25 protein-coding genes and 1 tRNA gene are annotated in these 26,111 nt (G+C 73.2%); 11 read left to right on the plus strand and 15 right to left on the minus strand.

The window, feature by feature from the left end:
* Nucleotides 1-58: 58 nt before the first annotated feature.
* The 5 genes from SMD11_RS00215 to SMD11_RS00230 all read right to left on the minus strand — a co-directional run bounded on the left by SMD11_RS00215 (nucleotide 59) and on the right by SMD11_RS00230 (nucleotide 3,262).
* Entirely contained in the window at nucleotides 59-859 is an 801-nt protein-coding gene (locus SMD11_RS00215; RefSeq protein WP_159395149.1) for a helix-turn-helix domain-containing protein, read from the minus strand.
* Nucleotides 860-894: 35 nt separating this feature from the next.
* Nucleotides 895-1,170 (minus strand): hypothetical protein, encoded by a 276-nt coding sequence (locus SMD11_RS35180; protein WP_159395150.1) that lies wholly within the window; start codon nucleotides 1,168-1,170, stop codon nucleotides 895-897.
* A 749-nt stretch (nucleotides 1,171-1,919) separates the two neighbouring features.
* A complete protein-coding gene (locus SMD11_RS00220) occupies nucleotides 1,920-2,210 on the minus strand; it encodes a hypothetical protein (RefSeq protein ID WP_087924451.1) in 291 nt (96 codons plus the stop codon).
* A 166-nt stretch (nucleotides 2,211-2,376) separates the two neighbouring features.
* Entirely contained in the window at nucleotides 2,377-2,658 is a 282-nt protein-coding gene (locus SMD11_RS00225; protein WP_087924452.1) for a hypothetical protein, read from the minus strand.
* Nucleotides 2,659-2,686: 28 nt separating this feature from the next.
* Complete coding sequence (locus tag SMD11_RS00230; RefSeq protein WP_324614668.1) at nucleotides 2,687-3,262, minus strand: 2'-5' RNA ligase family protein; 576 nt, start codon at nucleotides 3,260-3,262, stop codon at nucleotides 2,687-2,689.
* 173 nt (nucleotides 3,263-3,435) lie between these two features.
* On the opposite strand from SMD11_RS00230, the gene SMD11_RS00235 reads away from it, so the two are divergent.
* Nucleotides 3,436-4,206, plus strand: coding sequence for an alpha/beta hydrolase (locus SMD11_RS00235; RefSeq protein ID WP_324614669.1), 771 nt, complete (start codon nucleotides 3,436-3,438; stop codon nucleotides 4,204-4,206).
* Between the two features lie 74 nt (nucleotides 4,207-4,280).
* Here SMD11_RS00235 and SMD11_RS00240 read toward each other — a convergent pair whose 3' ends face one another.
* Nucleotides 4,281-4,859: a TetR/AcrR family transcriptional regulator gene (locus tag SMD11_RS00240; RefSeq protein WP_087924455.1), complete on the minus strand. Its 579-nt coding sequence runs from the start codon at nucleotides 4,857-4,859 to the stop codon at nucleotides 4,281-4,283.
* 218 nt (nucleotides 4,860-5,077) lie between these two features.
* On the opposite strand from SMD11_RS00240, the gene SMD11_RS00245 reads away from it, so the two are divergent.
* Nucleotides 5,078-6,247 (plus strand): agmatine deiminase family protein, encoded by a 1,170-nt coding sequence (locus SMD11_RS00245; protein WP_234365814.1) that lies wholly within the window; start codon nucleotides 5,078-5,080, stop codon nucleotides 6,245-6,247.
* Nucleotides 6,248-6,493: 246 nt separating this feature from the next.
* On the opposite strand, the gene SMD11_RS00250 is transcribed toward SMD11_RS00245, so the two are convergent.
* Together SMD11_RS00250 and SMD11_RS00255 are read right to left on the minus strand one after the other, a co-directional pair.
* Entirely contained in the window at nucleotides 6,494-8,074 is a 1,581-nt protein-coding gene (locus tag SMD11_RS00250; RefSeq protein WP_087924456.1) for a TROVE domain-containing protein, read from the minus strand.
* A gap of 790 nt (nucleotides 8,075-8,864) precedes the next feature.
* The gene (locus tag SMD11_RS00255) at nucleotides 8,865-9,455 is read right to left on the minus strand and encodes a GNAT family N-acetyltransferase (RefSeq protein WP_087924457.1); all 591 of its coding nucleotides are present in this window, start codon (nucleotides 9,453-9,455) and stop codon (nucleotides 8,865-8,867) included.
* 679 nt (nucleotides 9,456-10,134) lie between these two features.
* Here SMD11_RS00255 and SMD11_RS00260 point away from each other — a divergent pair.
* The 4 genes from SMD11_RS00260 (at nucleotide 10,135) to SMD11_RS00275 (ending at nucleotide 14,134) form a co-directional block, all read left to right on the plus strand.
* Nucleotides 10,135-11,442, plus strand: a complete 1,308-nt coding sequence (locus SMD11_RS00260) for a family 2 encapsulin nanocompartment cargo protein terpene cyclase (RefSeq protein WP_087924458.1) — start codon at nucleotides 10,135-10,137, stop codon at nucleotides 11,440-11,442.
* A 15-nt stretch (nucleotides 11,443-11,457) separates the two neighbouring features.
* The gene (locus tag SMD11_RS00265; RefSeq protein WP_087924459.1) at nucleotides 11,458-12,339 is read left to right on the plus strand and encodes a geranyl diphosphate 2-C-methyltransferase; all 882 of its coding nucleotides are present in this window, start codon (nucleotides 11,458-11,460) and stop codon (nucleotides 12,337-12,339) included.
* A 443-nt stretch (nucleotides 12,340-12,782) separates the two neighbouring features.
* Nucleotides 12,783-13,265, plus strand: coding sequence for a glycosyltransferase (locus SMD11_RS00270; protein ID WP_087924460.1), 483 nt, complete (start codon nucleotides 12,783-12,785; stop codon nucleotides 13,263-13,265).
* Nucleotides 13,187-14,134 (plus strand): glycosyltransferase family 2 protein, encoded by a 948-nt coding sequence (locus SMD11_RS00275; RefSeq protein WP_234365815.1) that lies wholly within the window; start codon nucleotides 13,187-13,189, stop codon nucleotides 14,132-14,134. Before SMD11_RS00270 ends, SMD11_RS00275 begins: the two co-directional genes overlap by 79 nt.
* Before the next feature lie 99 nt (nucleotides 14,135-14,233).
* Here the strand turns inward: SMD11_RS00275 and SMD11_RS00280 are convergent.
* The 4 genes from SMD11_RS00280 to SMD11_RS00295 all read right to left on the minus strand — a co-directional run bounded on the left by SMD11_RS00280 (nucleotide 14,234) and on the right by SMD11_RS00295 (nucleotide 16,863).
* A tRNA-Met gene (locus SMD11_RS00280) sits at nucleotides 14,234-14,307 on the minus strand.
* Nucleotides 14,308-14,439: 132 nt separating this feature from the next.
* Entirely contained in the window at nucleotides 14,440-15,012 is a 573-nt protein-coding gene (locus tag SMD11_RS00285) for a transcriptional regulator (protein ID WP_087924462.1), read from the minus strand.
* On the minus strand, nucleotides 15,012-16,583 hold the full coding sequence (locus tag SMD11_RS00290) for a helix-turn-helix transcriptional regulator (protein WP_087924463.1): 1,572 nt from the start codon (nucleotides 16,581-16,583) through the stop codon (nucleotides 15,012-15,014). The genes SMD11_RS00285 and SMD11_RS00290 overlap by 1 nt, the downstream gene beginning before the upstream one ends.
* Complete coding sequence (locus tag SMD11_RS00295; RefSeq protein ID WP_087924464.1) at nucleotides 16,576-16,863, minus strand: acyltransferase; 288 nt, start codon at nucleotides 16,861-16,863, stop codon at nucleotides 16,576-16,578. The genes SMD11_RS00290 and SMD11_RS00295 overlap by 8 nt, the downstream gene beginning before the upstream one ends.
* An 861-nt stretch (nucleotides 16,864-17,724) precedes the next feature.
* Between SMD11_RS00295 and SMD11_RS00300 the strand changes: the two genes are divergently transcribed.
* Nucleotides 17,725-18,306, plus strand: coding sequence for a hemerythrin domain-containing protein (locus SMD11_RS00300; RefSeq protein WP_087924465.1), 582 nt, complete (start codon nucleotides 17,725-17,727; stop codon nucleotides 18,304-18,306).
* 250 nt (nucleotides 18,307-18,556) lie between these two features.
* Here the strand turns inward: SMD11_RS00300 and SMD11_RS00305 are convergent, their stop codons facing one another.
* A complete protein-coding gene (locus SMD11_RS00305; RefSeq protein WP_087924466.1) occupies nucleotides 18,557-19,216 on the minus strand; it encodes an endonuclease in 660 nt (219 codons plus the stop codon).
* A 419-nt stretch (nucleotides 19,217-19,635) separates the two neighbouring features.
* Between SMD11_RS00305 and SMD11_RS00310 the strand changes: the two genes are divergently transcribed.
* Nucleotides 19,636-20,046, plus strand: a complete 411-nt coding sequence (locus SMD11_RS00310; RefSeq protein ID WP_087930198.1) for a hypothetical protein — start codon at nucleotides 19,636-19,638, stop codon at nucleotides 20,044-20,046.
* A gap of 186 nt (nucleotides 20,047-20,232) precedes the next feature.
* Here the strand turns inward: SMD11_RS00310 and SMD11_RS00315 are convergent, their stop codons facing one another.
* Nucleotides 20,233-20,469: a hypothetical protein gene (locus SMD11_RS00315; protein ID WP_087924467.1), complete on the minus strand. Its 237-nt coding sequence runs from the start codon at nucleotides 20,467-20,469 to the stop codon at nucleotides 20,233-20,235.
* Nucleotides 20,470-21,027: 558 nt separating this feature from the next.
* Here SMD11_RS00315 and SMD11_RS00320 point away from each other — a divergent pair.
* From SMD11_RS00320 to SMD11_RS00330, 3 genes are all read left to right on the plus strand, one after another.
* Nucleotides 21,028-21,522, plus strand: a complete 495-nt coding sequence (locus SMD11_RS00320; RefSeq protein WP_087924468.1) for a hypothetical protein — start codon at nucleotides 21,028-21,030, stop codon at nucleotides 21,520-21,522.
* A 131-nt stretch (nucleotides 21,523-21,653) separates the two neighbouring features.
* Nucleotides 21,654-23,972 (plus strand): protein translocase subunit SecD, encoded by a 2,319-nt coding sequence (gene secD / locus SMD11_RS00325; RefSeq protein ID WP_087924469.1) that lies wholly within the window; start codon nucleotides 21,654-21,656, stop codon nucleotides 23,970-23,972.
* A gap of 317 nt (nucleotides 23,973-24,289) precedes the next feature.
* Nucleotides 24,290-24,715 carry a nuclear transport factor 2 family protein gene (locus SMD11_RS00330; RefSeq protein ID WP_234365816.1) on the plus strand — a complete coding sequence of 142 codons (426 nt, stop codon included), beginning with the start codon at nucleotides 24,290-24,292 and terminating at the stop codon, nucleotides 24,713-24,715.
* 71 nt (nucleotides 24,716-24,786) lie between these two features.
* Here the strand turns inward: SMD11_RS00330 and SMD11_RS00335 are convergent, their stop codons facing one another.
* Nucleotides 24,787-25,959: a serine/threonine-protein kinase gene (locus SMD11_RS00335; protein ID WP_087924470.1), complete on the minus strand. Its 1,173-nt coding sequence runs from the start codon at nucleotides 25,957-25,959 to the stop codon at nucleotides 24,787-24,789.
* Between the last annotated feature and the right edge of the window lie 152 nt (nucleotides 25,960-26,111).

Here is a 26,111-nt window from a genome sequence, read left to right on the forward strand (position 1 = left end):
CTCCGAGCGCCGGCCGGTCTCCGGAACAACGACAGCGGCTGCCGGGGCAGGGTCCGGGCTAGGCGGCCTCCTGTCCTGTCGCGCAGACGCGGCAGCCACGGCCTTTGCGTACCGCGCTGAAGCGGAAGCGGCTGAGCGAGCCGCACTTCGCGCACTCGGCGGCCCAGGGGTTCTGCGCTCCGGGGTAGGGGTCCAGGGGGATGAGGCCGGCGCGCCGCATGTCCGCCTTGGCCGCTTCCGCGGTGAGCCGGAGGCGCTCCGGGGTCGGGGTGGAGGTGCCGGAGCGGGGTCTGTTCCTCTTCACCGACTCCTCGTGGGCCTGGACCCGTGCGAAGGCGAGTGTCCATTGCCAGAAGTCGTGCGGTGGGATCTTGCAGGCGGTGAGGAACGCCTGCAACTGCCCGGCCGACCGCGGCAGGTAGGTGCGGTGGATGACGCGCCAGGCCGTCATCCGGCCCATGCGGCCGAACTGGGAGGCGGTTCGCTGTGCCCGCTTCTCCATCGTCCGCAGCGAGGGCCGCCCGTCCTCCTCGTAGGCGCGTACCAGGACGGCCGCCAGGTCCGCCGCGTTCCGTACGAGGCTCAGCCTCGGTGCCTGCGTGGGCGTGGTGCCGCGTGGGGGGCCGCCTGCCCTCTTCCACAGGATCTCCGCCTCGGTGAGGTCCGCCCCCAGGGCGTCGGTGAGGGCGTGGGTCACCGGCCAGGTGGGGCGGGTCCGGCCCGCCTCGGCGCGCTGGATGGTGGAGACGGACACGTGGATGAGCGCTGCGGCCTGTTCGCGGCTCATCCCTTTGCGCAGCCGTGCTTGGCGCAGCGCGCCGGCCAGTCGGCCGAGCCGGTGGTCGGGCAGGGGTTTCATGGGCCGTCCCTTGCGCGGCACCGTGGTGCCGCCGCTCACCGCTGCTCGGTGGAGGGTGGCGCCAGCAGGGCCTTGCCGGCGCGCTGGAGGGCGCGGGGGGCCAGGCGGGCCGCGGTGGTGAGCCTGACGGCCGCTACCGCGATCACGGCGATGCCGCCGGTCAGCATCAGTACGTCGGTGACCGTCATGCCCGTGACGGCCAGGAGGGTGGCCGAGAGGGTGATCGCGGTGACGACGGCGGCGTCCGCCGCGCCCATCGCCCTGGGGGTGGTGGTGCTGTCGTGCGTCACCGGCAGAGGTGTGGTTAACACGGTCCGCTCCTTGCTCGCGGGCACCCCGCATCTTTCTTCGAGGGCAGCGGGATGCCCTGACTCAACTGGCTCCAACCGGGGTACCGCGGGCGGTTGGCTCCGCCCGTCGCGGTGGACCAGATCGTGCCAGTGTTCCGGCCCTGCCCACACCGCGTCGGCCTCGTTGATTCAGGGTTGTCACCTGATGCCGCAAGCCCGTGAATTGGCAAGTGCCCCTGAAGCGTTGGCCAAAGCCAGGGGGCGGTCTTGCCCGCGGATCCGTGCCGACCAGTCGTTCCGGCGCCGGCAGCCACCGGTGGGGGAAATTCCGGTTCGCTCCGGCCCGGCTTTCACCCGACCTTGGCACACTCCCGCTTGCTGGCGCCGTGTCCCTCCTGCGACGATCCGCCCAGCGCCTCCCCAAAAGGCGCGCGCCCCTGGCTCGCTACTGGCTCCAACCACAACCGGACAGGGCCCCGCGGGACCACGTTGGCTCGTGCCCCGCACCTGATGGGACGGCGCCCCAGGCACCGTCCCATCAGGGCTGAGCGCGGCGGAGGAACCGGGCGTGCGTCTTCTCCCGTAGGCGGTGGTCTCCCCCGCGCGGTCGTGGCGGTGGCCGGCCTCGGTGATCGGCTGCGGCGCTCCGTACTGCCGGTGCGGTGGCATGAGGCCGGCCTGCCGGGTGTGTTCCCTGTGCCACTGACAGGCCGTACTTCCCGTCCTCGTCGTCCAGGTCCGGGGCGGACCGGGTCGCCCGCGGCCGGGCATCACAAACCACGCAACGCCTCGAATAGGTTTTCGCCGTAGTTCGACCAGCAGATGATGCTGCCGTCATCGTTGAGGCTGCCCATGTACCAGTCCGTGTCGTCGGCGGACTGCACCAGGCACAAGGTGTGGAACCCCAGGACGATCGCGGGGCGTATCACCTCGCCGGCAGCCTCTGGGGAGTCGTACCACCTGACGGTCCGGCCGGTGTGAAGCGGGACGGCCTCCCGGTCACCGGACACGTCACGGATCTGCTGAAGGGTCCACCCTGCGGGAAGTCGCGCGTCGGCCATGCGGCAATGATCGCAGCGTCGGCAAGCGGTTCCCCGGGCTGGAGACCGGCGAACTCCTCCTCGCCCCTTGCGACCCGCCGGCCGGTCGCATGAGGCACCGCACCCGGCGTTGCGCCGTACCGTGCGCGCTCATCCCTGGCGGTACGTGCGGTGGTGTGGCGGGCCGCTACGGGGTCGCGACCGGGGTGGCGCGGGGGAGGCGTCGTACGGCGTCGGCCAGACGGCGGCCGTAGGGGGTGAGATTCTTGCCGTCGGCGGTGGTGAGTGGCCGGGGCGCCGCGAGCCAGGCGGGGACGGCGCCGGGCCGGAGTACGGTGCCGGGCCGTGGCATGCCTGCCACGAGGCAGTCGTCGGGGCCGCATTCCAGGAGGCCGGGGCCGTCGTGCCGGCGGGTGAGGTTCTCGTTGCCGTCCAGCCGGTAGACGTCGCCGGCGGGGACGGCGTCCACGCCGGTCGCGGGTCCGGTGTGCCCCTGTTCATGCTCCGAGCGCGAACGACGCCCGTTCATGCCACGTCGTGCCGTCGTACACCATGAGCTCCACCGACGAGACGCGGGAGACGAAGGGGAGCTTGTCGGCGAGGTCGGCCTCGATCTTCTCCAGGACGGCGTCTTCCTGGCCTTGAGCGATGGTCAGGTGAGGAACGATCTCGGCGAACCGGCCACCGTATGGCGGGGCCTCAGGCCAACGATCAGCGATCGCTTCCGTGAGATGCCGCAACCGCGTGTCGGGGTCGGGTACGAGATACAGCACCCCCGGGAGCCGTCCGCATCTCTCGAACCGCAGGTCAAAGGCCCGGTGACTTCCCAGCACCTCTGCGAGGGCGGAGCGGACGCGCGGATCTGTCCGGCTCTCGTCGAGGAACGGGAAGAGCACGGTGACATGTGCGGGAACCCCGGCCCGGGCGGAGGGGGCGTGGCGTTCACGCCACCCGCGGACGGCCGGCTCCGCCTCCGGGATCCTGACGATGAGTCCCGTTTGGCCCGCCTGAAACGTACCGGTGCTGTCATCTGCCATGCCACCGCATGGTGTCACCTCTGCCGCAGACAGCACGCCTCCTTTTCCGGGGCGAGTGGTGCTGGGCACCGCCGGCGCCTCGCTCGCCCTCGGCGCGACGGCCGTCCTCGCCCGGCCCGCCCCGCAGGCGAGCCGCCCTGCCGGCCCGTACCGTGCCCAGTGGCCGCAGGGCCGGTCGGCGTCTGCGTGCCGGAGCTAGCATGCGCGTTATGCGTGAGTTCTTCACAGTTGATCAGCGGCGGTTGTCGTTCCTGGACTTCGGCGGTCCGGGGCTTCCGGTGCTGGCGTTTCACGGGCATTACAACGAGGCGTCGGTGTTCGCTCCGCTGGCCGAGGCGCTGGCGCCGCGGTGGCGAGTGATCGCTCTGGACCAGCGTGGGCATGGTGAGTCCGACCGCGCCCAGAGCTATCACCGGGCCGATTACGTCGCTGACATCGCGGCTTTCCATCACCATCTGGGACTTGGTCCGGTGGCGGTTCTCGGTCATTCCCTGGGCGGTGTGAACGCCTATCAGTACGCCGCCCGGCACGCGGGCCGGGTCACCGCTCTGGTCGTCGAGGACGTCGGCGCCGTGGTGGACGCCGACTGGTCGCTGGCCGCGCGGTTGCCTCGCCGTGCGCGGTCCCGTCAGGAACTGGTCGCGGCCATCGGCCCGACGGCGCCCTATCTCGAGTGTTCCTTCCGCCGGTTCGACGACGGCTGGGGGTTCTCGTTCGACATCGCTCACACGGTGCTGTCCCACAAGGCCCTCACGGGTGACCACTGGAGCGACTGGGAGTCGGTGACCTGTCCGACGCTGCTGGTCCGGGGAACGGACAGCGTTGTGCTGGCGCAGGACCATGCCCGGGAAATGGTCGCCCGCCGGGCCGGTCAGGCGCAGCTGGTCGAACTTCCGGCCGGGCACGTCGTGCAGCGCGACGCTCCCGATGAGTTCGCCGCCGCTGTGGACACCTTCCTCTCTCAACCACCTGCGGCGTAAGGGGAGTTGGCGGCGATACCGGCCAGCGGGAGGGCGGGCTGCCGGAGCCGGTCGGCCGAGGGGCTACGGCCGGTTCACGGGCGGGGTCCGAGTTCGGCGGTGAGGGCGCCGCGCAGGAGTTCCCGGGCGCGGTCCAGGGGGAGGGTGCCGCTGAGCCAGCGTTTGCTGAGGCCCTCGACGAGGGCGGTGAGGCGGTCGGCCGCGTCTTCCGCGGAGGTCCCGGGCGGGACGCTGCCGTGCCGCTGGGCGCGGTCGATGAGGTCGGCCGCGTAGTCGGTCCAGCGCGCGGTGGCGGTGTGCAGGTGTTCGCGGAGTTCGGGCTGGAAGACGGCGGTGGCGCGGAGCTCGCCCCAGGCGGTGCTGTTCTCGATGACGACCGGGGTGTCCTGGAGTTCCAGCAGCAGCATCTCCTCGAGGTGGCCGCGGGGGTCGGTCTCGGGGTCCGTGGCGGGTTCGGTGTACTGCTCGGCGCGGGTGCTGATGAACTCCAGGGTGTGCGTGAGCAGGCCGGCCCGGTCCTGGAAGTGGTAGTAGATCAGCGAGGTCGACACGCCGGCGTCCTCGGCGAGTTCCTCCACGCGCAGGCCCCTGATGCCGCGCTGGGCGACGGCTCGGGCGGCGGCCTCCAGGATGACGGTACGACGACGGGACATGCACTCACTTCCGGGGGTTCGGTTTCACGGGCCACGCCACTGCTCGCACCTCATGTTACCTTCCATTCCTGACTGAAATTTCAGTCAGGAAATGCCGGGAGCGCCGGCGGACCCCCTCTCCGCCGCTCTCGGTAACGGGGCTGTCGCCCTGCGCGAGCCGCGGCCGAGCGGCCACGCGGCACGGAACCTTCACTGTTCGCCTCGGCACTGGAGTCGCCTTGTCCCCCCACTTCCTGTCCCGCCGTACCGCCCTGCGCGCCTTCGCCGGTGCCGGCGCGCTCGCCGCCGGGGCCCTGGCGGCCTGCCGGTCGCAGGACCCGCCGCGGTCCGGCCCCGCCGCTTCCGCCCGCCCGGCCTCCCCGCCGGGTGCCGGCCGCCGGTTCCCGGCCGAGTGGGAGAGCCACGCGCGTACTTTCATGTCCTGGCCCGCCCTGCGGCGGGTCTGGAGCCTGGACCTGGGCTATGTGCGGGAGGACATCGCACGGGTGGCCCGGGCCGTCGCGGAGTACGAGCACGTCGTGATGCTCGCCCGGCCCGGCCAGCAGGACGCCGCCCAGCGGGCCTGCGGCTCCCAGGTGGAGGTGATCCCGCTCCCGGTGGACGACCTGTGGGCCCGCGACACCGTCCCCGTCTTCGTCGAGGAGTCCGGCCAGGTCGTGGGCGTCGACTTCAACTTCAACGGCTGGGGAAACAAGCAGAAGAAACACGACAGCGACGCCGCGGTCGGGCGCGCCCTGCTGCCGAAGTACAAGATCCCGCGCAGCACCGCCCCGCTCGTCGCCGAGGGCGGCAGCTTCGAGACCGACGGCCAGGGCACCCTGCTGGTCACCGAGAGCTCGGTCGTCAACGACAACCGCAACCCCGGCAAGAGCCGGGAGACGGTCGAGACCGAGCTCAAGCGGGCCCTGGGCGTCAAGAAGGTGATCTGGCTCGCCGGAGTGCGCGGCCAGGACATCACCGACGCGCACGTCGACAGCCTCGTACGGTTCACCGCACCCGGTGTGGTGCTGCTGGACAAGGCGTTCCCCGGCTCCCCCGCCGACGTCTGGTCACGCTCCGCCGACCAGGCCAGGTCCGTCCTGGCCAAGGCCACCGACGCCCGCGGGAAACGCCTGGAGGTCATCGACCTGCCGCAGCCCGACCCCGGCCGGATCACCGGCACCGGGGACGACTTCGTCTCCACGTACGCCAACTTCTACGTGGCCAACGACGCCGTGTTCATGCCGGAGTTCGGCGACAAACGCGCCGACGACCGGGCCCGCGGGATCCTCAAGGAACACTTCCCCGGCCGTGACGTCGTGCCGGTGACCATCGACACCATCGCCGCCGGTGGCGGCGGCATCCACTGCTCGACCCACGACCAGCCGGGCAAAGCCCCGGCCCGGTGAGCGGGCGTACCCGTCACGACGGGTGCGCGGCGAGGGCGTGGGGCACGGCACCGCCGCGACGGACCGGGCCCGCCTCCGTTCGAGCGCGCCGGTCCGCCAGACGCCTTTCGCCGCCGCGGCCCGGCATCCGGCGCAGGGGGGAAACCAGGTCGCGGGGGTCGTGGTGAGGTCTGTGCCGCCCGGCTGTGGCCGGAGGGTCTGTACCGCCCGCTGTAGCCGGATCGCGGGGGCCGCCGGTTCCCACGCTCAGTCCTCCCAGGGCCAGTGGGCGTCCCGGCCGCTTTCCAGCAGCGGCACCATGCGGAACGCCGCGTCGGTGAGGCCGCCGAAGGTGTGCCGGTCGGCGGATCCCGACGGGCCGTGGCCGGGGCGGTAGCCGGCCAGGTTCCAGGTGTAGACCGGGATGCGGGCCGGGACCTGCTCGGTCGGGTCGCCCGCGCGGTGGTAGGAGGCCTGTTCGTCGGTGACGATCAGGACCCGGTCGTGGCCGCGGTAGTGCCGGCGTACCGCCTCGGTGGTGTCGGTGCCGCCGAGGCTCCCGAACCGCTCGAGCACCTTCAGGACGGACTCGCCCGCGCGGTAGGTCACGGGGGCGCTGGTGGTGCCGAACTCGACGAGGTCGGCGTCGGCGGCGCGCATCGCGACGGCCGTGCCGAAGATGGCGGCGGCGTCCGCGCGGTTGAGCTGGGAACGGTCGGACAGCGGTGACCACATGGAGCCCGAGCGGTCGACCAGGACCAGGGTCCGGCCGGGCAGGCGGGGCACGTTCTCCAGCGAGTGGGCCAGGGCCCGCTCCAGCGGGTAGGCCCAGCGCAGCGAGGGGGCGTGCTGGTAGGCGGCCAGGTAGCGGAAGGGGAACTGCCGGGAGCGGGCGACCTCCTCGGGGTCGGCGATCCGGGCGGCCACCTGCTGGGCCGCCTGGTCGGACACTCCGGCCTCGTCGAAGTTCCGCAGGTTGCGGACCAGGGCCATGGTGCCCATGGAGGGGATGACGGCTTCCCAGGCCGCCGCGTCCATCGGGCCTTGCAGCCACCCGGCCAGCGCCTCCCAGGTCATGCCCGCCGCGGCGAGCCGCTCGGCGCCGCCGGCGCCGGTGACCACGGCCCGCCGCTCCGCCACGGGCATGGTCATCAGCGCGCGGTGCGCGGTGAGGGTGCGGTCGGCGGCGGGCGGGGTGGCGGTGTCCGGGTTGTGGCGGCGGTCCAGGGCGTACTGGAACAGCGGTCCCTGCCACGGCTTGTCCGGGTCGGGGGTGAGGTGGACGAGGTTGAGGACGTCGCCGAAGCGGTAGCCCTTGGAGGTGGTGTCGTACTTCAGGAGGTTGCGGCCGGTGTACAGGCGCTTGACGGCGTCGGCGATGCCGCGCTTGACGGGCTTGGGTACGTTCCGGCCGTAGGCGGAGGTCCAGTAGGCCAGCATCTCGCCGGGCTCGTCCGCGCGGCGCAGTACGGAGTCGACGACCTGGCGGTTGGCGGGGCCTTCGGTGGTGCCGGCGTCGAGGCGGGCCTTGACGTATTCGGCGGCGCCGACGAGGGAGGCGGTGCGCATCCGGCCGTCGCCGCGCAGCCACGCCAGGAGGCCGGCGGTCCAGGCCGGATCCTCGACGGCGAGCTTGCGCACGAGCGCCGCGAACCGGTCGTCACGGCCGGTGCCGCTCTCGTGGTAGGTCTGCTGGGAGACGAAGTTGGCGACCGCGAGCAGGAACAGCTCGGAGCGGTCGTCGCGCGTGTGCCCCTTGCCGCCGAGGTGGGTGCGGGTGCGCCCGGCCGTGGTCACGGGCGAGACGGGCCCGGCCGCCTTGGGGGCCCGGGTGTTGAAGCGTGCCATGGTGAATTCCCCCGAATTCGTCCGGGGAAGCACGGCACAGGGGCGTCCGAGATCACAAGGGTCGGCGACGGTACAGACAGCTGCTCTGCCTGACTGAGCTACACCAGCCGTAGCTGGGACGGGATTCGAACCCGCGACCGGCCGTTCCAGGAAGTAACCGTCACCTGCGCACCGGACGCCCCGGTGCCGCGCCTCCCGAGTTCAAAGTGGCCACGGCATGGATTCGAACACATCGAAGTAGCCGTGGCCCGCGCACCGGGAGGTGCGTGAAGCTTATGTGTCCAGAGTTCACAGCGACGGAACCGACAAGGTGCTCTGTCCCCTGAGCTACACCGGCCTGTGTGCCGGTGGCGGGATTCGAACCCGCGGCCTCCCGATTGAGAGTCGAAGTAGGTCCCGTCTTCGCACCTGGACGCCGCTCACTCTAGGAGGGCGGGTGTACCGGGCGCCAAGGGTTTTTGTGCCGGGCTATGTCCTGGGCCGAGGGTGCCGCCCAAACCGGTGACAGGGCAAGGGGAACGGGCATCTAGGACACTCCCTGTCCACGTTGGTGTCCAGCGTGGCCGGTGAGCGCGCCCCGGTGACCGGTAGGGCGGTCCGTTTCGGGGCAGCGGAGCGCGTGGCAGGGCCGCACGAGCGGCCCGCGCGGTCCGAAAGGTACATGGACGAGCACGACGACGTTGATCACTGGGGCGAACAAGGGGCTCGCCGGTGACCGGCCGGGGAGAGGGGCTGGAGCCTCCCGGCCGAGGTGGCGGGGGCCGCCGGCGCGAGGTGCGGCATCACGTGGTCAGCGTGCCTCCCGCCACATCGACCACAGGGTCGGGCCGCCCCCGGGGACGTGGATCTCGCCGCGCACGGTGAACCCGAACCGCTCGTAGAAGCCGATGTTGGTCTCCTTCGACGATTCGAGGTGGGTGGGCAGTCCGGCCGCGTCCGCCTTGGCCAGGCCCGAGAGGAGGAGGGCGGCGCCATGGCCGTTGCCCTGGGCCGCCGGGTCGGCGCCGAGCACCGCGAGGTACCAGTGGGGTTCCTGGGGGGTTTCCTTGCCGACCAGTTCCAGCATTTCTCCCAGCCGGGCCATGTTCTCGCCCAGCAGCCCGTTGATGCGGGCCAGCGTCTCCTCGTCGGGGTGCTGCTCGACGGTGCCGGGCGGTGTCCAGAAGGCGGCTGCGGCGTCGGTGCGTTCGCAGTGGCCGAGGGGGGCGTACTTGTGCGTGAGCATGACGTCGAACCACTGGGCGAGACGGTCCGCGCGCCCTTCCTCGTCGGGGAAGAGCCACAGCATCATCGGGTCGTCCGCGAAGGCGCGGGCCAGGGTGCGTGTGATCTCGAGGGTGTCGCCGGTCTTGATCGGCTTGGGTGTGTTGGGTGAGCGCATGCGGCCAAGGTAGGTTCCAAGATCTTTCCGGCGCATCGGTCGTTCTACCGATGCCCGGGGTGCTCGGGGCCGGCCGTTGCACGGCACGGTCAGCGCGGGATGAACCCCCAGGCGGCGACAGGAGCTGCTCCGTCTCCCGGCCGTCCCCTGGCCTCTGTCGCACCGGGGCAGGGAGGCATACCGTCCGTTGATCCTGGAGAACAGCTGCCGGGCGTTCCCGGGGCCAGCCCGGTTCACCCGTAGGGCGCGCTTTCGAACAGGTGCGAATGCCGTGGGTCGCCCGGGCAAACGCCGGGCGGGGCAAGGTCACTGCATCGGGGTAATATTTATGGTTTTTCAGGGGCTGCTGGGCGTAGGGCCGTTACTGTTCCCCAGCCAGGATCTGGACGGATTGCCGGGCATTCACCCGCTTTTATCCTCTTTCGCCAGTGACGCGTACTTACGCCGATCGCCGCCCCTACGAAGGAGAGCACACCTGTGAGCGTTGGCACCGGTCCGAACGCGCGGCTGGAGCCGCCCGGGCCGCCCGGCCCGGGGGCGCCGGCCGTCCGCGGCCGCCCTGCCGCCACGGTGAGTCCGCCCCGAGGACCTGCGCGACGGCCATGACAGCCCGGCCGCGCCCGCCCGACCGGGCGTGCCCGGGATCACCCCGCGTCACCGAGGAGTCAAGGAGCTACGGATGCCCGATCCCAGGCCTTCCCCTCCGCCGTCGAGCCTGCCGGCCGCCGACGGCGCCCGGCCGCCCGGCCCGCCTTCCCTGACCGTCCTGCCCTTCCTCGCCGCCCCCGGCGCGGAGGCCGTGGCCGCGCCCGAGGACGGCCCGGGTGACGTACCGGCCTCCGAGCAGGTACGGGAGAGCACCGCGGCGGTGGGGCGGCCTAGCCCTGTGCTGGAACGGATCCTGCGCGGGCCCAGCGGTCTGGGCACGGCGGGCCTGCACCTGGCCCGGCGCGAGGAGCCCGCGCCGCCCGTGCCCGAGGCGCCGGAGGCGGCAGAGACGCCAAAGGCGGGCAATCCGATCCCGGGCCTCTACCACCACCCGGTCGCCGAGCCCGACCCCGTACGGGTGGAGGAGGTCAGCCGCCGGATCAAGGCCTGGGCGCTGGACGAGGTCGAGCTGTACCCCGAGGAGTGGGAGGACCAGTTCGACGGCTTCTCCGTCGGGCGCTACATGGTGGCCTGCCACCCGGACGCTCCCACCGTCGACCACCTGATGCTCGCCACCCGGCTGATGGTCGCCGAGAACGCGGTCGACGACTGCTACTGCGAGGACCACGGCGGCTCGCCCATCGGCCTCGGCGGACGCCTGCTGCTGGCGCACACCGCCCTCGACGCCCTCCACACCACGCAGGAGTACCAGCCGCAGTGGGCGCAGTCGCTCCACGCGGACGCGCCGCGGCGTGCCTACCGCTCCGCCATGGAGTACCTGCTCCGTCAGTCCAGCCCGTCCCAGGCCGACCGGTTCCGGCACGACATGGCCCGTCTGCACATGGGGTACCTCGCCGAGGCGGCCTGGGCCCAGACGGAGTACATGCCCGAGGTGTGGGAGTACCTGGCGATGCGGCAGTTCAACAACTTCCGCCCCTGCCCCACCATCACCGACACCGTCGGCGGCTACGAACTCCCCGCCGACCTGCACGCTCAGCCCGACATGCAGCGGGTCATCGCGCTCGCCGGGAACGCCACCACCATCGTCAACGACCTGTACTCCTACACCAAGGAACTCGCCAGTCCCGGCCGTCACTTGAACCTGCCCGTGGTGATCGCCGAACGGGAGGGCCTCTCCGAGCGGGATGCCTACCTGAAGGCGGTCGAGGTCCACAACAGCCTCATGCGCGACTTCGAAGCCGAGGCCGCCGCGCTGGCCGCGGCCTGCCCCGTCCCGAGCGTGCTGCGCTTCCTGCGGGGAGTGGCCGTGTGGGTCGACGGCAACCACTACTGGCACCAGACCAACACCTATCGCTACAGCCTGCCCGATTTCTGGTAAGGACGGTACGTATCCGTGACCAGCACCAACCACGTCGCTCCCGCCGCCCCCGTGTTCATCCCCGCCCCGGCGACGCCCTATCAGGGGGACATCGCCCGTTACTGGGACCACGAGGCCAGGCCCGTGAACCTGCGGCTCGGCGATGTCGACGGCCTCTACCACCACCACTACGGCATCGGCGACATCGACCGGGCCGCCCTCGGGGACAGCGAGGACAGCGAGTACGAGAAGAAACTGATCGCCGAGCTCCACCGCCTGGAGTCGGCGCAGGCCGAGCTCCTCCTGGACCACCTCGGCGCGATCCAGCGCGAGGACACCCTCGTGGACGCCGGCTGCGGCCGCGGCGGTTCGATGGTCATGGCTCACCAGCGCTTCGGCTGCCACGTCGAGGGCGTCACCCTGTCGGCCAAGCAGGCCGACTTCGCCAACCGGCGCGCCGGCGAACTGGGCATCGAGGACCACGTCCACGCCCGCGTGTGCAACATGCTCAGCACGCCCTTCGAGACCGGGCAGGCCGCGGCCTCGTGGAACAACGAGTCGAGCATGTACGTCGACCTGCACGACCTCTTCGCCGAGCACTCCCGCATCCTCGCGGTCGGCGGCCGCTACGTGACCATCACCGGTTGCTGGAACCCGCGTTACGGCCAGCCCTCCAAGCGGATCTCCCAGATCAACGCGCACTTCGAGTGCAACATCCACTCCCGCCGGGAGTACCTGCGCGCCATGGCCGACAACCGTCTCGTACCGCAGGCCGTCATCGACCTGACGCCCGCGGCCCTGCCCTACTGGGAGCTGCGGGCCACGTCTTCGCTGGTCACCGGCATCGAGGAGGCGTTCATCAACTCGTACAAGGACGGCTCCTTCCAGTACGTCCTGATCGCGGCCGACCGCGTCTGACCGGCCACCGGACGGAAAAAGGGCCGGGCCCCTCGCCTGAGGGGCCCGGCCCTTGGCCTGAGGGAGCCGCCCCGGACGTACCCCACGTCCCGGGAGCCCAGGGGGAACCCGGGACGGGACGTACCGGCCCGGGCCCTCCGTGAAGGCGATGGGCAGCGGGCGGCCGGTGCCGGCCGGTGAGTGGCGCAGGGGCGGGAGGGTTCATCCGTACGGCCGGTGGTGTCGTGGGACGCGTGGGCATGGGCCGCTGTGGCTGGGGCGCGCATTGTGCGCCGGGGGGTGTCCGAGTGCGTCGGGGGGTGGCTGTCGGCCCCCGGAGGCGTAGGGGCCGGGGTGGATCCGGTGCCGCGTCCGGGTAGCCCCGAAAGGTGGGGCGAGAGTGGTGAAAAGGGGGTGCCGCTTGGGGTCTTGCTCCGGGGCCGGGCACCCGCGGGAGGCTCGCCGTGGCCGTACTGGACACGATCACCCGGTATGCCGCCGTCGTCATCGCCGTGTTCACCGGCGTCTACAACGTCTCGCTTCTCGTCCTGGGCGTCGTCCTCGCCCGCCGCGCCGACGGTTCCCTGCGCGGGCAGCTGAGGCCGGCGCGGGGGCGGCGGCCGGTCGCGCTGCCGGCCGGCTGGAGCGTCTTCGTCCTGGTTCCGTGCCTGAACGAGGAGCGTGTCATCGCCAACACGCTGCGCTGCCTGCTCGAAGGGCAGCCGGGGGTGCGGATCGTCGTCGACGACGGCAGTGACGACGCCACCGCCCGCCTCGCGCGCGCCGTGGGCGGTGGCCGTCTCACGCTGGTCCGCAGGACGCCGCCCGGCGGGGCAAGGGCGCCGCCCTCAACGCCGGGCTGCGCACGGTGCGCGAGCACGCCAGGAGGGAGGGCCTGGACCCGGGGAGGGTGCTGGTGTGTGTGCTGGACGCCGACGGGCGGATGACGCCGGGCGCCGCGAGCCGGGTGACGGAGCGGTTCCTGGACCCGGCGGTGGGCGGGGCCCAGCTGGCGGTGCGCATCCGCGGCAGACATCGCTGGGCGTTGCGGTTGCAGGATCTCGAGTTCTGGGCGCTGAGCGCGCTGACCCAGTTCGGCCGGATCGCCACGGGCACGGTGAGCATGGGCGGCAACGGTCAGTTCAGCCGGCTCTCCGCCCTCGACAGCGTCGGGCCGTGCCCCTGGTCGGACTCCCTGACCGAGGACCTCGACCTGGGCATCAGCCTCGCGGCCCGGGGCTGGACGGTCACCTCCACCACCACGGCCTTCGTCTCCCAGCAGGGGCTGACCTGCCCGCGGCGCCTGCTGCGTCAGCGCACCCGCTGGTACCACGGCCACATGAGCGCCATCAGGCGCCTGCCGGAACTGTGGGCCCGGCCCTCGGTCGGCCTGGCGGGCCGCGTCGAGCTCACCGGCTACCTGCTCGTCCCGTACCTCGTCACCCTTCCCGCCTCCCTCGTCCAGAACTACGCGCTCGCGCGCGCGTGGTGCGGGGACGATGCCGGGATGCCCCGCCTGGTGCACGGCGCGGTGTGGCTGAACGTCCTGGCCTGGCAGTCGCTGCCGTTGGCCGCCTACCTGGTGTCGATGGTGCTGTACTGGCGCCGCACCGACGATCTGCCGTTGTGGAAGGCGGTCTGCTGGTCCCCCGCCGTGATGGTGTGCATGTACCTCGGTTTCGCGGCCGGTTGGTGCGCTGTGTGGCAGATCCTCGCCCGGCGCAGGCACTGGGCCAAGACCGAACGCGCGGTGGAGGGGCCCGTCATGAGCGGGGCGGCCGCGGGCGGGCGGGAAGGCGGTGGGGGGCTGTCCTGACGGCTGGGCGGGAGCGGTCCGCGGAGGCGTGGGTGGCTTCATGCGGCCGGAAATGCGGCAGGGCCCGGATCCGTCCGGATCCGGGCCCTGCTCCAGCAGTAGCGGGGACAGGATTTGAACCTGCGACCTCTGGGTTATGAGCCCAGCGAGCTACCGAGCTGCTCCACCCCGCGTCGGTAGTCCCCACCGTACGCCATCGCGGCGGGTACCGGAGACCACTTTCCGCTCGGGTGAGGCGCTTCTTGCGGGCGAGAGGGGGCTGAGCACCGGCTGCCGCCGTCGTGGGCGGGCGTGGCGCGGGGGTTCTACGCGGCGAAGCCGATGTTGGTGACGTACTCGTACTGGCCCCACTGGCTGCCGAGGTCCGGGAGGACATCGGTGGTCCAGGCGGTGTCGAGGGCCGGGTGGTCGCCCGCCGCCCAGGGGATGACGATCTTGTCCCAGCGGCGGATGTTCATGGTGCGGTACTCCACGACCCGCTGGAGCGGGCGGGGGACCTGGGACTGGTTGAAGGGGTGGATCTCCACCCGTGTCCCGCCGTTGGCGTTGAGGCGCTTGAGGAGGTGCCGGGCGACGTTCTGGCGGCGCACCGCCCGGTAGGCGGCGTCGATGCGCTCCAGGTTGGCCTTCGTCGGGCGGCGCCTGCCCTCCAGCCACGCCTTCAGGGTCCGGTCGGTGACCGTCAGGCCGGCGTTCCTGGCGGCCTGACGGCTCTTGGCCGACTTCGTCAGGTAGTGCAGGCGCGCGGTCAGGCCGCGCTTGGCGGTGACGGGGGTGGCGATACCGCCCGCGAGTTCGTCGAGCTTGCGGGCGACGGCCTCGCTGCCCTTGATGCCCCGGGCGCCGAACTTCCCGAATTCGATGTTCTCCTGCGGCACTACTCCTCCCCCTCCCCCGCGGTGCCGGCGGTGTAGGTGTCCTTGACCTTGACTTCGGTAACGCCGCGGCCTTCGGGGAAGACACGCCGCCAGTCGCCGATGACGTGGAGCTCGTCGGTGCCCATCGCGCGGACGACCGTGAGGCCCTCGTCGTGGGCCTTGAGGGCCTTCAGCCACAGGTTCGCGAACGCCTGGGAGCGGATGATGTGCATCCAGTCCGGGCGGTAGAGCTCCCGGTTGTAGTTCGACTCCCCCATCGTGGAGACGAACTTGGAGTACATCGCCTTCACGTATTCGAGTGTCACCTCGTCGTCCCGCTCGATCGCGGTGTCGCGGGCGTCCTTGAGCGCGATGCGGAACTTCTCCAGCAGGTTCTCCGTCGCCCCGGAGGTGTACGACTCGTGGACCTCCGGCGGGGCGCACAGCCCGTACCTCGGACCCGACAGGCGCAGCAGGAGGCGCAGGGTGGGTTCGGTGACCCACAGCGGGCCCGGCTCGTCCCGGTTGCCGACCGGGTTGGGCAGGATCGCTTCGTGCTCCCACGCGGGTGGGGTGATGAGGTGGACGCCGGCGCGGCGGCGGTCGTGGGTGAGGCCGGTGGAGTGCTCCAGCTGGCCGAGGGGGAGGTGGGTCTTGAGGGCGGAGAGGTAGGCGCCGTTGATGTCGAGGGCGGTGACCTCGTGCCGGCCCGGCGGCAGGTCGTGGCGGGTCCACTTGGGGCGTGCTTCCCAGATCTGGTCCGGGCCGCGGGAGGTCTGCTTGCGGAGGACGTCGGGGATCCAGGGGTGGGCGACGATGTCGTAGCGGGCGCCCTTGCGGGTCTCGTCCAGCAGCCGCATCGCGTCCGGGATCGCCCGCTTCAGCAGAGCGGCGGTCGCGGCGTCGACGTCGCCGTGGTGCTCGGCGAGCGCGCCCTGGACGGACTCGCGGATCAGGTCGGCGGGCCCGGCGGCTTCCTGGAACGCGCGGCGGGCCGGCCCCTGGGAACGCCCGGACGGGCGCGCCGGGGGCTTTCCCGTCTCAGGGGCGGCGGGCCGTACGGGCGTCGTGGCGGGGTTGGCGGGCGGCGTGGCGGTGGTGGCTGCGGTCCGGCAGTCGGCCGGGTCCAGGTGCTGGGCGAAACCCTCCACCTGGTGCCTGGCCGGGTGGCCGCACAGTACGCACGGCTCCGGGGTGGTGAGGGTTTCCACGTCGTCGCCGCTTTCCACGGGGCCGGCGGGCCCCGGTGAGGGGGCGTCGGTCAGGGCCGGGGCCTCGCCGGCCGGTGGGGCGGGTGGTTCGTCGGTGGGTGCGGCCTCGGGTCCGGGGGCGGTTTCCGGTGCGGTCTCGGCAACGAGCTTCGCGGCCAGGCCGTCCAGCAGGTAGGCGTACTTGGTGCGGGTCTCGTCGGCGGGGTCCCGGTCCTTCTCCCATCCGGCGACCGTGCTCGGGCTCACGCCCAGAGCCCGGGCGACCTGAGCCTTCGACAAGCGGGCGTACTCGCGCAGCTCACGCCGCCGCTCCGGTGCCGGGAGCGCGGCCTGCGGGCCGACGGCGGCGAGCAGCGAGTCGATCGCGTCGAAGTCACTCACCGGAGCGGCCCTTCTGCGCGGGGGTGCCGCGGCGGCGGGCGGCGGGCAGTGCCTCGCACGCCCGGGTCGGGCCCGCGAGCAGGTCCAGCGCGGCGATCTGGTAGTGCGCGGCGAGCACGTCGGCGTCACGCAGGCTCCACGAGGTGGCTCCCGCCTGCCGGCGCGAGATCTGTGTCTGCGTCAGCCCCAGCACGGCGGCGACCGCCCGCTGCGACTCCCCCGTCGCCTGCATCAGCGCGGCCACGGTCAGCCGCAGCGATTCCTCCAGACCCAATCCCATGGCCCCACCCTACCTGCACGGGATACGTCACTCGCATTGATGATGCGGTTTTCTAATCAGAAATGCACGGGCGTGGCGTCGTTCGGCAGTCGAAGCGGTGGGCGTAGGGCATGCCGGGGCAGGCGGGGCAGACGAAGAAGTGCATGCCGCCAAGGTCGCCCATGTCCATCTCGTGGCCGATCGCGTCGACGGCCGCGGGGTCGGCTTCGGGGCGCCACGGGGGTTCGTGGCTGCCGGGAGGTGTTCGTCGGCCGGGAGCCGGCGGCCGCTGACCGGTTCGGTGGCGGTGCGCGGGGAGGTACGGGCCCCCTGCGGCGCGTCACCCGCGGTGAGCCTGCTCGACGTCGTGAACGGGCGTGGGCTGCCCGGCTGTGCCGGCGGCGGCTTCGCGCGGGGTGCGGGTGGCCGGTTCGGGGTGGGGGCCCGGGCCGGGGGGTGGGGTGGGTTCGGGCCAGGGGTCGGGGCCGGGTGGGGGTGGTGGCGGGGGCGGCCCGGGTTCGGGCCGCGGTGGTCGCGGGGTCACGGGGTCCGGGTGGCCGGGGCCCGGGCGCGGGGGCGGTGCGGGGCCCGGCCCGGTGCCGGGTGACGGTGTGGGTTCGGGCGGTACCGGGACGGGCGGGGTCCTTTGCCTGTAGACCTCGTACACCTCGTACATCTTGTGCATGGCGTTCAGCGTCCCTCCGGTCCGTACGGCTCGCGGCCGTGCCGGTCACCCCCGCCAAGCTGGCACACCCGCTCTCCAGGGGCCTTCGGTCCGTGCTCCATCCGGACCAGCGCCGATGCGCTGTGTCGGGGGCGTGTTCCGGGGTAGCCGCACACACGTGCCGACACATACGACCGACATCCCCGAGGAGGACACCCATGGGGTACCCGGACACTGCCGGCCAACGGCCGGAGAGCGATGACGTCGTGGCCCTGCTGACGGGTCAGCACCAGGAGATCCGGACGCTGCTCGACGAGGTACTGGAGCGCACCGGCGAGGAGCGGCGGCATGCCTTCCGGCATCTCGTCCACCTGCTCGCGGTGCACGAGACCGCCGAGGAGGAGGTCGTCCACCCCTATGCCCGGCGGGCCGCGGAAGGCGGCGAGCACGTGGTGGCGGACCGGCTCAAGGAGGAGGACGCGGCCAAGCGGTCGCTCAAGCGCCTGGAGGGCCTGGACCCCGACGGGCCCGCCTTCGTCGAGGAGTTCACCTCCCTGCGCGAGGCCGTGCGCGCCCACGCGCGGGCCGAGGAGACGTACGAGTTCACCCGGCTGCTGGAGGCCGGCGATCCCGCCCGGCTCCGGACGCTGGCCAAGGCCGTGCGCGCGGCGGAGGCCGTCGCGCCGACCCGCCCGCACCCGGGGACGGGATCCGCTGCCAAGAACGCCGTGCTCGGCCCGCCGGCCGCCGTGGCGGACCGCGCCCGTGACGCGATGCGCAAGGTGCTGGGCAGGAGCTGAGCCCCCCGGCCCCCGATCGGCGGCCCCGGTCCCGCGGTGGGCCGCCGCGGGTGGGGCACGGTGAGTGCTGAACGGGACGGGAAACGACCGGACATGGCCTCCCGCAAGGCAGGGACGAAGGCCGGGACGTCCGCCGGGCGCCGGCCGCGTGCCGCCGCGGGCGCGGCTTCGCCAAGACCGCTGTACCGGTGGCACGGGCCGGCCGGGCCGCGGTGGCACCGGGCCGCCGTCGCCGTCCTTCGGGGGCTGGTCAGTTCCCCTCGCGTACCGCTTCCTTCACCTCGTCTGCGATCTCCTTGTCCAGCGCGGCCCGCACCAGGGCGGCGGCGAACGCGGGTGCGTCCTGACGGCTGACCAGCCGTGCCAGCGCGCCGGATCCGCGCGGCAGCCCCAGGTGTGCGGCTCCCTCCGCGGCCTTGCCGTCGAAGCACGGGTGGACCTGCGGCCACACGCCCTGGACCTCCCGCAGGAAGATGTCCGCGCCGGCCGGGCCGAGCCCCGGGAGCTCTTGGAGCAGCTTCCGCAGCCGCCCCGCGTCGCCGTCCGCTGCCTCGCGCATCCGCCGGACGTCACCGCGGTAGCGGTCCAGGAGGAGGCGCGCGCCGTCGCCGAGCTGGGTGGCCGTGCGCTCGTCGTAACGGCGGTAGCCGCCCTTGCCCAGCGCGTCCACCCGCTGCTGCCAGGTCGCCTCCGACATCCGCCGCGGATCCTTCATCCCGGCCTCGGCCAGGCAGCGCGCGGCCTCGACCGCCACGGACGCGCGGATCCGCGCGCTGAGCAGGCAGGCCAGTACCAGGAGCCGGTACAGCGGCTGCGGGGTGTCCCGCAGCCGGATGCCCGCCTCCTCGGCGTACGTCCGCCCGTACATCCGCAGCAAGGTGGCCGCGGTCCGCTGGTCGCCGGTGCTCATACGGCGAGTGTGTGCTGCCGCGGGCCCGTCCGGGCGGCGGGCGCCCCGGCGTCGCGTCACCCGCCCCCGTTCGGTCACCCGGAGGGGCCACCTGGGGGCGGGGCCGCCTATCCCCTGGTCACGGCCGCTGCCCTGTTTGTGGGGCACCGCCCCAGGAGAACCCCGGGGGGGCGGCCGTCCGCCTGCCCGGCGAGAAAGCACCGGGGGCCGGCCGTGCGGCGGACCGGCGATGCCGCTGGCGGGGGTCGGTCGCCGCGCGTGCCTGCGTCGACTCGTGCGGCGCGCGGCCAGACGGGGCGCGCGGATGCTGCCGCGGTCCGCCGGCCGGGTGCGTCGGCGGAGGCCGAAGGGCGGAGGGTGTGCGGGGCGAACGGGTGGTTGTGCACCGCGGGGGCACGGTCGCGGGGCAGGCCGGTGGCATGAGCGAATACGAGCGTTCCCGGACGATGCCCGCGCTGGCCGAGCATGTCTTCGACCAGGCCGGTGACGTGAACTGGCTCGGCAGCTGGTTGCCGGAGGAGCTGCACGTGCGGGCGGAGCGGCTGCCGGAGGTGACCGTGCACGAGGACCGCACCGGCCAGGACGAGCCCGCGCTCTTCCGCGCCCGGACCGACCGGCTGCGGCTGGAGTGGGGGACGCGGGAGAGCGGCGCCTATACCGGCTGGCTACAGGTTTCCGGCACCGGCGGCGGTGCCAGCGAGGTGACGGTGCATCTGGCCTTCGCCGACGAGCGCCACGACCCCGGCGAAGAGGTGGTGCTCGCCTCGCTGGAGCGGAGTCTGGAGCGGCTGGAGGAGCAGGTGCGGCTGCGGGTGGAGGACGCGGGGTAGGGCGGGGCGCTCCCGGTTCTTCCGGTTGCTTCCCGGTGCTTCCGGTCGCCTCTCGGGGTGCCGGGGTCTGGGTCAGGTGCTGCCGGGCCGGGCATGTTGTTCTGCCGCGTCTGCTGCGGGAGCGGGAGGCGGCGGTCCGAGGTCCGGCGCTCCGGTCTCGCGGCGGTTTCCCGGCGGCCTCCGGCTTCAGTCCGGGGGCTCGTCCTCGTCGCCTTGCGGTTCCCCGGTGCCCGCCGTCCCGCCGGCATCCTCGGCATCCTCAGGGTTCTCGGTGTTCTCGGTGCTCTCGGTGTTCTCCGGGGCCCGGGGATTTCCCGGGCCCTGCGGGCCGTACTGCGGTGCGCCGCCCGCCTGCTGGTCCTGCATGTCCCGGGGGACGGCCTTGCCGTGGCCCGCGGGTTCCTCGCCACGCCGGCCGGTCATGCCCGGGCCCCCTTGCCGGGGTCCTCAGCGCGCGTTCGCTGTGTACGGCGCGGGGCGTTCCGTTCGGGTGCGTCGGTCATCGTGTCCTCCAGGGGGAAGCGGTTCTTCGACAGCGCGCGTTTCCGGCCCGGGCCGGCGAAAACATGCCGGGCTCCCGGGGCGCCCCTTCCGCTCCCGCCCCGCCAGCCTAGGCACCGGCCCCAGGGGGCGCGCGGCAGGGAAGGACCGGGCGGGATCCGGTCCGGGCGCAGGCGGGCGGTTTCCTGGCGCGTGGGCAGGCCGGCCGACGGGACCGGCCGTCACCGAGGGCTCCCTCATGCCTCGCTCCCCCGGTCGGCAGGCCGGCCGCCGGCAACCGGAGCACCACCCCGTCACCACCAGCATCGAAGGCAAGATCACTTTCTTTCCTTCACAACGAAGACGCCAGGGCGCGGAGGCGCCTTCGATACCCGGGGAACTCGGCGGCATCGGGGGTTAGGGTGAGGTGAGTGGGGGCTTGCCGTGGGGCCGGCCGGCCCGGGTACGGGCGTGTCCGGGGATGAAGGGGTGGGAGGCCGGGTGAGCGAGCGCGTGCGCCGGGCGCCGTCGGCCGCCGTTGCCACGGCCCTGGCCGGGCTGTGGGCCCTGCTCCTCGTGCTCCTGGCCGGCCCCACAGCCACCGCGGCCGCCACCGCGCCGCCCTCCCGTTCCGCCGTACCGGCCGTCACCACAGTGCCGTCCCCCTCCGCCGTATGGCCCGTCGCCTCGGTGCCGTCCCTGTCCGCCGCCCCGGTGGGCGGCCTGGACGGGCGCGCGCAGGCCCACGGGGAGCCGGCCGGTGTCCACTGGGGGGTGGACGGCCTTTCCCGGGTCTCGGCGCCGCAGGCGCACGCGGTCCTGCACAGCCCGCGGCCGCACACCCTGCCGGTCCTCACGCAGGGGCCGGTCACCGGGCCCCTGGAACTCCCGCTGCGGCCCGGCGAGATCGCCGGGCCGCGGCAGGAGCGCGCGCCGCCCCCCGCGGTCCTCACTTCACGCCGCACACGCGGCCCTCCCTTCACGCGGAGCAGCTGACAACCCCTTCAGGCGCCGGCCCGCCCCGCTCCCCCGGCATGCCCGCACGCCCTCACGGCAGGCAGGCAGCCGGCCGGAGCGTGCCCGTGGCCGCGGCGTCTGTCCCGCGTATGCCGTGAAGTGGAGAACCCATGTCGTCCCGCGCCTCGTTGTGGCGTGCGCTGATCGCGCTCGCCGTCGTCGCCGCGTCCTTGTACTTCGCCCTGACCACCCCCGCCCGCCTCGGCCTCGACCTGCGGGGCGGCACCCATATCGTGCTGGAGACCGGGGACTCCCCCGGTGCCCGCGCGGACTCCGCCGCCACCGACCGGGTCCTGGAGGTGCTGCGCCAGCGGGTCGACGCGCTCGGTGTGGCGGAGCCGTCGCTCACCCGCTCCGGGGAGCGGCGCGTCATCGTCGAACTGCCCGGTGTCCATGACCCCAAGGAGGCCGTCGAGGTCATCGGGCGCACCGCCCAGCTGTCCTTCCACCCCGTCCTCGCCTCCACCGCCCCCACGGAGGGGGAAACGGCCCCCGGTGTCCGGGTCCTGCCCGATCCCGACGCCCCGGGGAGCGTCCTGCGCCTGGGCTCCCCCGCTCTGACCGGGCGTGAGGTGAAGGACGCCCAGGCCGTGCTGGACACCCAGTCGGGTGGCGGGTGGACGGTCGCGCTGTCCTTCAAGGGCAGCGGGGAGAAGGCCTGGGCGGACGTCACCGGCGCCGCCGCGTGCGCGGCGCCGGGCGAGGCCTCCCGGCGGGTGGCCATCGTCCTGGACGACCGCGTCGTCTCGGCCCCGGCGATGCAGCGCGGCGTGCCCTGCCGTACCGGGATCACGGGTGGCGGCGCGCAGATCAGCGGCGGTTTCGGTGCCGCCGAGGCCCGGGAACTGGCGGCGCTGGTCAAGGGGGGTGCGCTGCCGGTGCCGGTCGAGGTCGTCGAGCAGCGCACGGTGGGGGCGACGCTGGGGGCGGAGGCGATCCGTGCCAGTGCCTGGGCGGCGGTCGTCGGTCTGGCCGGCACGGCGCTGTTCGTCATCGCCGTCTACCGGCTGCTGGGTGTGCTGGCCACCGTCGCGCTGGGGCTGTACGGGCTGATCTCGTACGCGGCGCTGGTGGCGTTGGGTGCCACGCTCACGCTTCCCGGCCTGGCCGGGTTCGTGCTGGCCGTCGGCATGGCCGTCGACGCCAACGTCCTGGTCTTCGAGCGGACCCGGGAGGAGTACGCGCGGCTGCCCGCCGGCCGGCGGGGGCCGGCGGATCCGCGCGGGCCGTTGCGCAGGGGTTTCGGGAAGGCGTGGAGCGCGGTCCTCGACTCCAACGTCACCACGCTTCTCGCGGCCGGGCTGCTGTTCTTCTTCGCGACGGGCCCGGTGAAGGGCTTCGGTGTGACCTTGTCGGTCGGTGTCGCGGCGTCCATGGTCTCCGCGCTGGTCATCACCCGGGTCCTCGCGGAGAGGGCGCTGCGGTGGGAGGGGGTGCGGCGGCGGCCGGGGCTGGCCGGGGTGGCGTCGGGCGGGCGCGTACGGGCGTTCCTGGCGCGGTGGGCGCCGCGTCCGATGCGGCGGCGCCGTACCTGGCTGGCCGTCAGTGCGGGGCTGCTGGCGCTGGCGGTGGCCGGGATCGGGGTGCGGGGTGTGCAGCTGGGGGTGGAGTTCACCGGCGGGCGGCTCACCGAGTACGCCACCAGCCGTCCGCTGGAGGTGGAGAAGGCGCGTACCGCTGTCGCTGAGGCGGGCTTCCCGCGCGCGGTGGTGCAGAAGGCGGGTGACGGGGACATCGTCGTGCGCACCGGTGAGGCGACGGACGACGACCAGCGGCGTGTCCGGGCCGCTCTGGAGGCGCACGGCGGGGCGGTCACGGTCGAGCGTGACGAGCGGATCGGGCCCGCCCTGGGCGGTGAGCTGCGGGGCAAGGCCCTGATCGCGCTGGGGGTGGCGGTGGCGGCCCAGCTGGTCTATCTCAGTGTCCGGTTCCGCTGGACGTTCGCCGCGGCGGCGGTCGCGGCGATGGTGCAGGACGTGCTGCTGGTCCTGGGGCTGTTCGCCTGGCTGGGCAAGCCCGCCGACAGCGTCTTCCTCGCGGCGCTGCTGACCGTCATCGGGTACTCCGTCAACGACACGGTGGTCGTCTTCGACCGCGTCCGGGAGATGCGGCGGGCACCCCGTGGCGGGCGGTCGAAGGCGGCGGGGCGCGGCTCGCTGGCGTCGGTCGTCGACGACGCGGTCGTCCAGACGCTGCCGCGGACGGTCAACACGGGCATGGGTGTCCTGTTCGTCCTGGCGGCGCTCACGGTCCTGGGCGGTGATTCCCTGGCCGACTTCTCGCTGGCGCTGCTGTGCGGCGTCGTGTTCGGCATGGCCTCGACGGTGCTGACGGCCGCGCCGCTCGCCGTGACCCTGGAGGGCCGCCGGCCCGGCGGCCCGGCGCCGGTGCGCGCCCGGGCGGGGAAGGGGTCGGGCGCGGTGGTCTGAGCCGGGTGCGGCGCCCGGCCGGTTGTTCCACCGGCCGGGTGCCGCACCGGTGCGCCTCCTCTGGGGGTTGCCCCCGGGGCCTGGTGTGCTGTCGGCGGTCCGGGGCGGGGGCCGGCCTCGCCCGGCCGTGACGGGCGACGTGCCCGGGGCGCTGTTGCCGCGCAGGACCGCGAGCCGGGTCTCTTCGGCGCCCGCCTCGGGAGACCACCGGCCGGGCGTCCCGCGTGGTGTGATCGTCGAGGGAAAACCACGCCTTCGCGGGCGTCGCTGTGATGATGTGGTCTTCCGCATCCGTGCCCGCGTCCCGGGAGGCCGTCGTGTCCAGAACGCCGCAGGAGATCTTCCAGGCCTATGTCTACGCCGGTTCCATGACGCGCGATGCCGACGCCCTGGCCGAGGCCTTCACCGAGGACGGCGTCTTCGAGGCGCCGCTCATGCCCGCCGGCGCCGTGTTCCCACGGCGGCTGGTGGGCCGTGAGGCGATCCGCGGCGCGATGGCGGCGTATTACGAGCGGCAGACGGCGGACGCCCCCGGGCCGAATCTGGAGAAGTCCGGGTACGTCCTGCACACCACCTCCAGCCCCGATGTGTTCATCGCCGAGATCGACACGGTCTTCGACGGGGACGGGGACGGGGGCGGGGGCGGGGAGGACACGGTCGTCTCCCTTGTGCAGATCTTCCGTATCCGTGACGGGAAGATCGCCCGGTTGCGGGACTACTTCGCGCCCGGGCTGATGAGTTGAGGCAGCCGGGAGCGGCCGGGGGCCCCGGGTGCCGGGGCTGTGGGTGACGTAGGGCGGTTTGGAGGGCGCGGTCAGGTGCCGGTGCTTTCCCGGGGGCGTCGGAGGCTGTTCTTCCAGTCGGTCAGCGGGCGGGGGCCGGTCACCTGCTTGTCGGTGCGGGGTGCGTCGGCGAGCTCGATCAGCGCGTACCGGTCGCCGGAGAACACCCAGTACTGGTTGCGGTCGTCGGGAGTCCGCATCACCTCGTCGGGGATCATCGGCTTCGGTTCGGGCGGGGTGGCGGTCGCCGCGTGCTGTGTCTTGTGGCCCGTCATCAGGTACGCGGTGGTCGCGCCGGATGCGAGGAGGAGGACGGCCAGCGGCACCGCCGCCCGGCGCGGCCGCCGGGGCTTGCGTCTCGGGGGGAGGGTGGGTGCCCGCAGGGTGTGTGTGCGGGTGGCGGGTCCGGGGGTGAGGACCTCGCGCAGGGCGTCGGCGGCGTCGGGCGCGGAGAGGCGTTCGTCCGGGTCCTTGCGCACCAGGCCTTCGACGAGGGTGCGCAGCGGGCCGGTGCAGCCGGAGGTGTCGGGCTGCTCGTAGGCGACGGCGTGGAGGGTGGCGGCGGGGGTCGGGCGGGCGAAGGGGGTGCGGCCGCAGAGCAGGACGCAGAGGGTGACGCCCAGGGAGAACAGGTCGCTGGGCGGGCCCGCCGGCCGGCTGTGCAGGCGTTCGGGGGCGATGTAGTCGAGGGAGCCCATCACCTCGCCGGTGCCGGTCAGTGATTCGCCGTCGGACAGGGCGGCGATGCCGAAGTCGGTCAGTGCGACGCTGCCGTCGGCGCGCAGGAGCACGTTGGCGGGCTTGATGTCCCGGTGCAGGGCGCCGGCGGCGTGTACGGCGGTGAGGGCGTCGAGGAGCTGGAGGCCGATCTCGGCGGTCCGGGCCGGGGGCAGGGGGCCGGCGGTGGTGAGGTGGTCGGCGAGGGAGGGGCCGTCCACGAGTTCCATGACGATCCACACCTGGTCCTCGTGGGCGACCAGGTCGTAGATGCCGACCACGTGGGGGTGGGAGACGCGGGCGATGGTGCGTGCTTCGCGCAGTGCGCGCCGGTGGCCGTCGGCGCCGAGGTGCAGTTCCTTGACGGCGACGGTGCGTTGCAGCAGCTGGTCGGTGGCGCGCCAGACCGCGCCCATGCCTCCGCGTCCTATCAGGTCGGTCAGGAGGTACCGGTCGGCTATCAGCCGCTGCTTGTCGGTGGGGGTCACGCGGTCAACCTACGTCACGTGCCGTGGCCGGGTGCCGGTGCCGCGGGGTGACGGCCGGGCGGGGCCGGGCGCCTGGTCTCGCCGCCGGGTGGGGTGGTGGCCCGGGCGGGGGCGGCCGCAACCGCCGGGGGTTCGGGCCGCGCCACCGGGGG

It is taken from the genome of Streptomyces albireticuli, assembly GCF_002192455.1.
Classification (GTDB): domain Bacteria; phylum Actinomycetota; class Actinomycetes; order Streptomycetales; family Streptomycetaceae; genus Streptomyces; species Streptomyces albireticuli_B.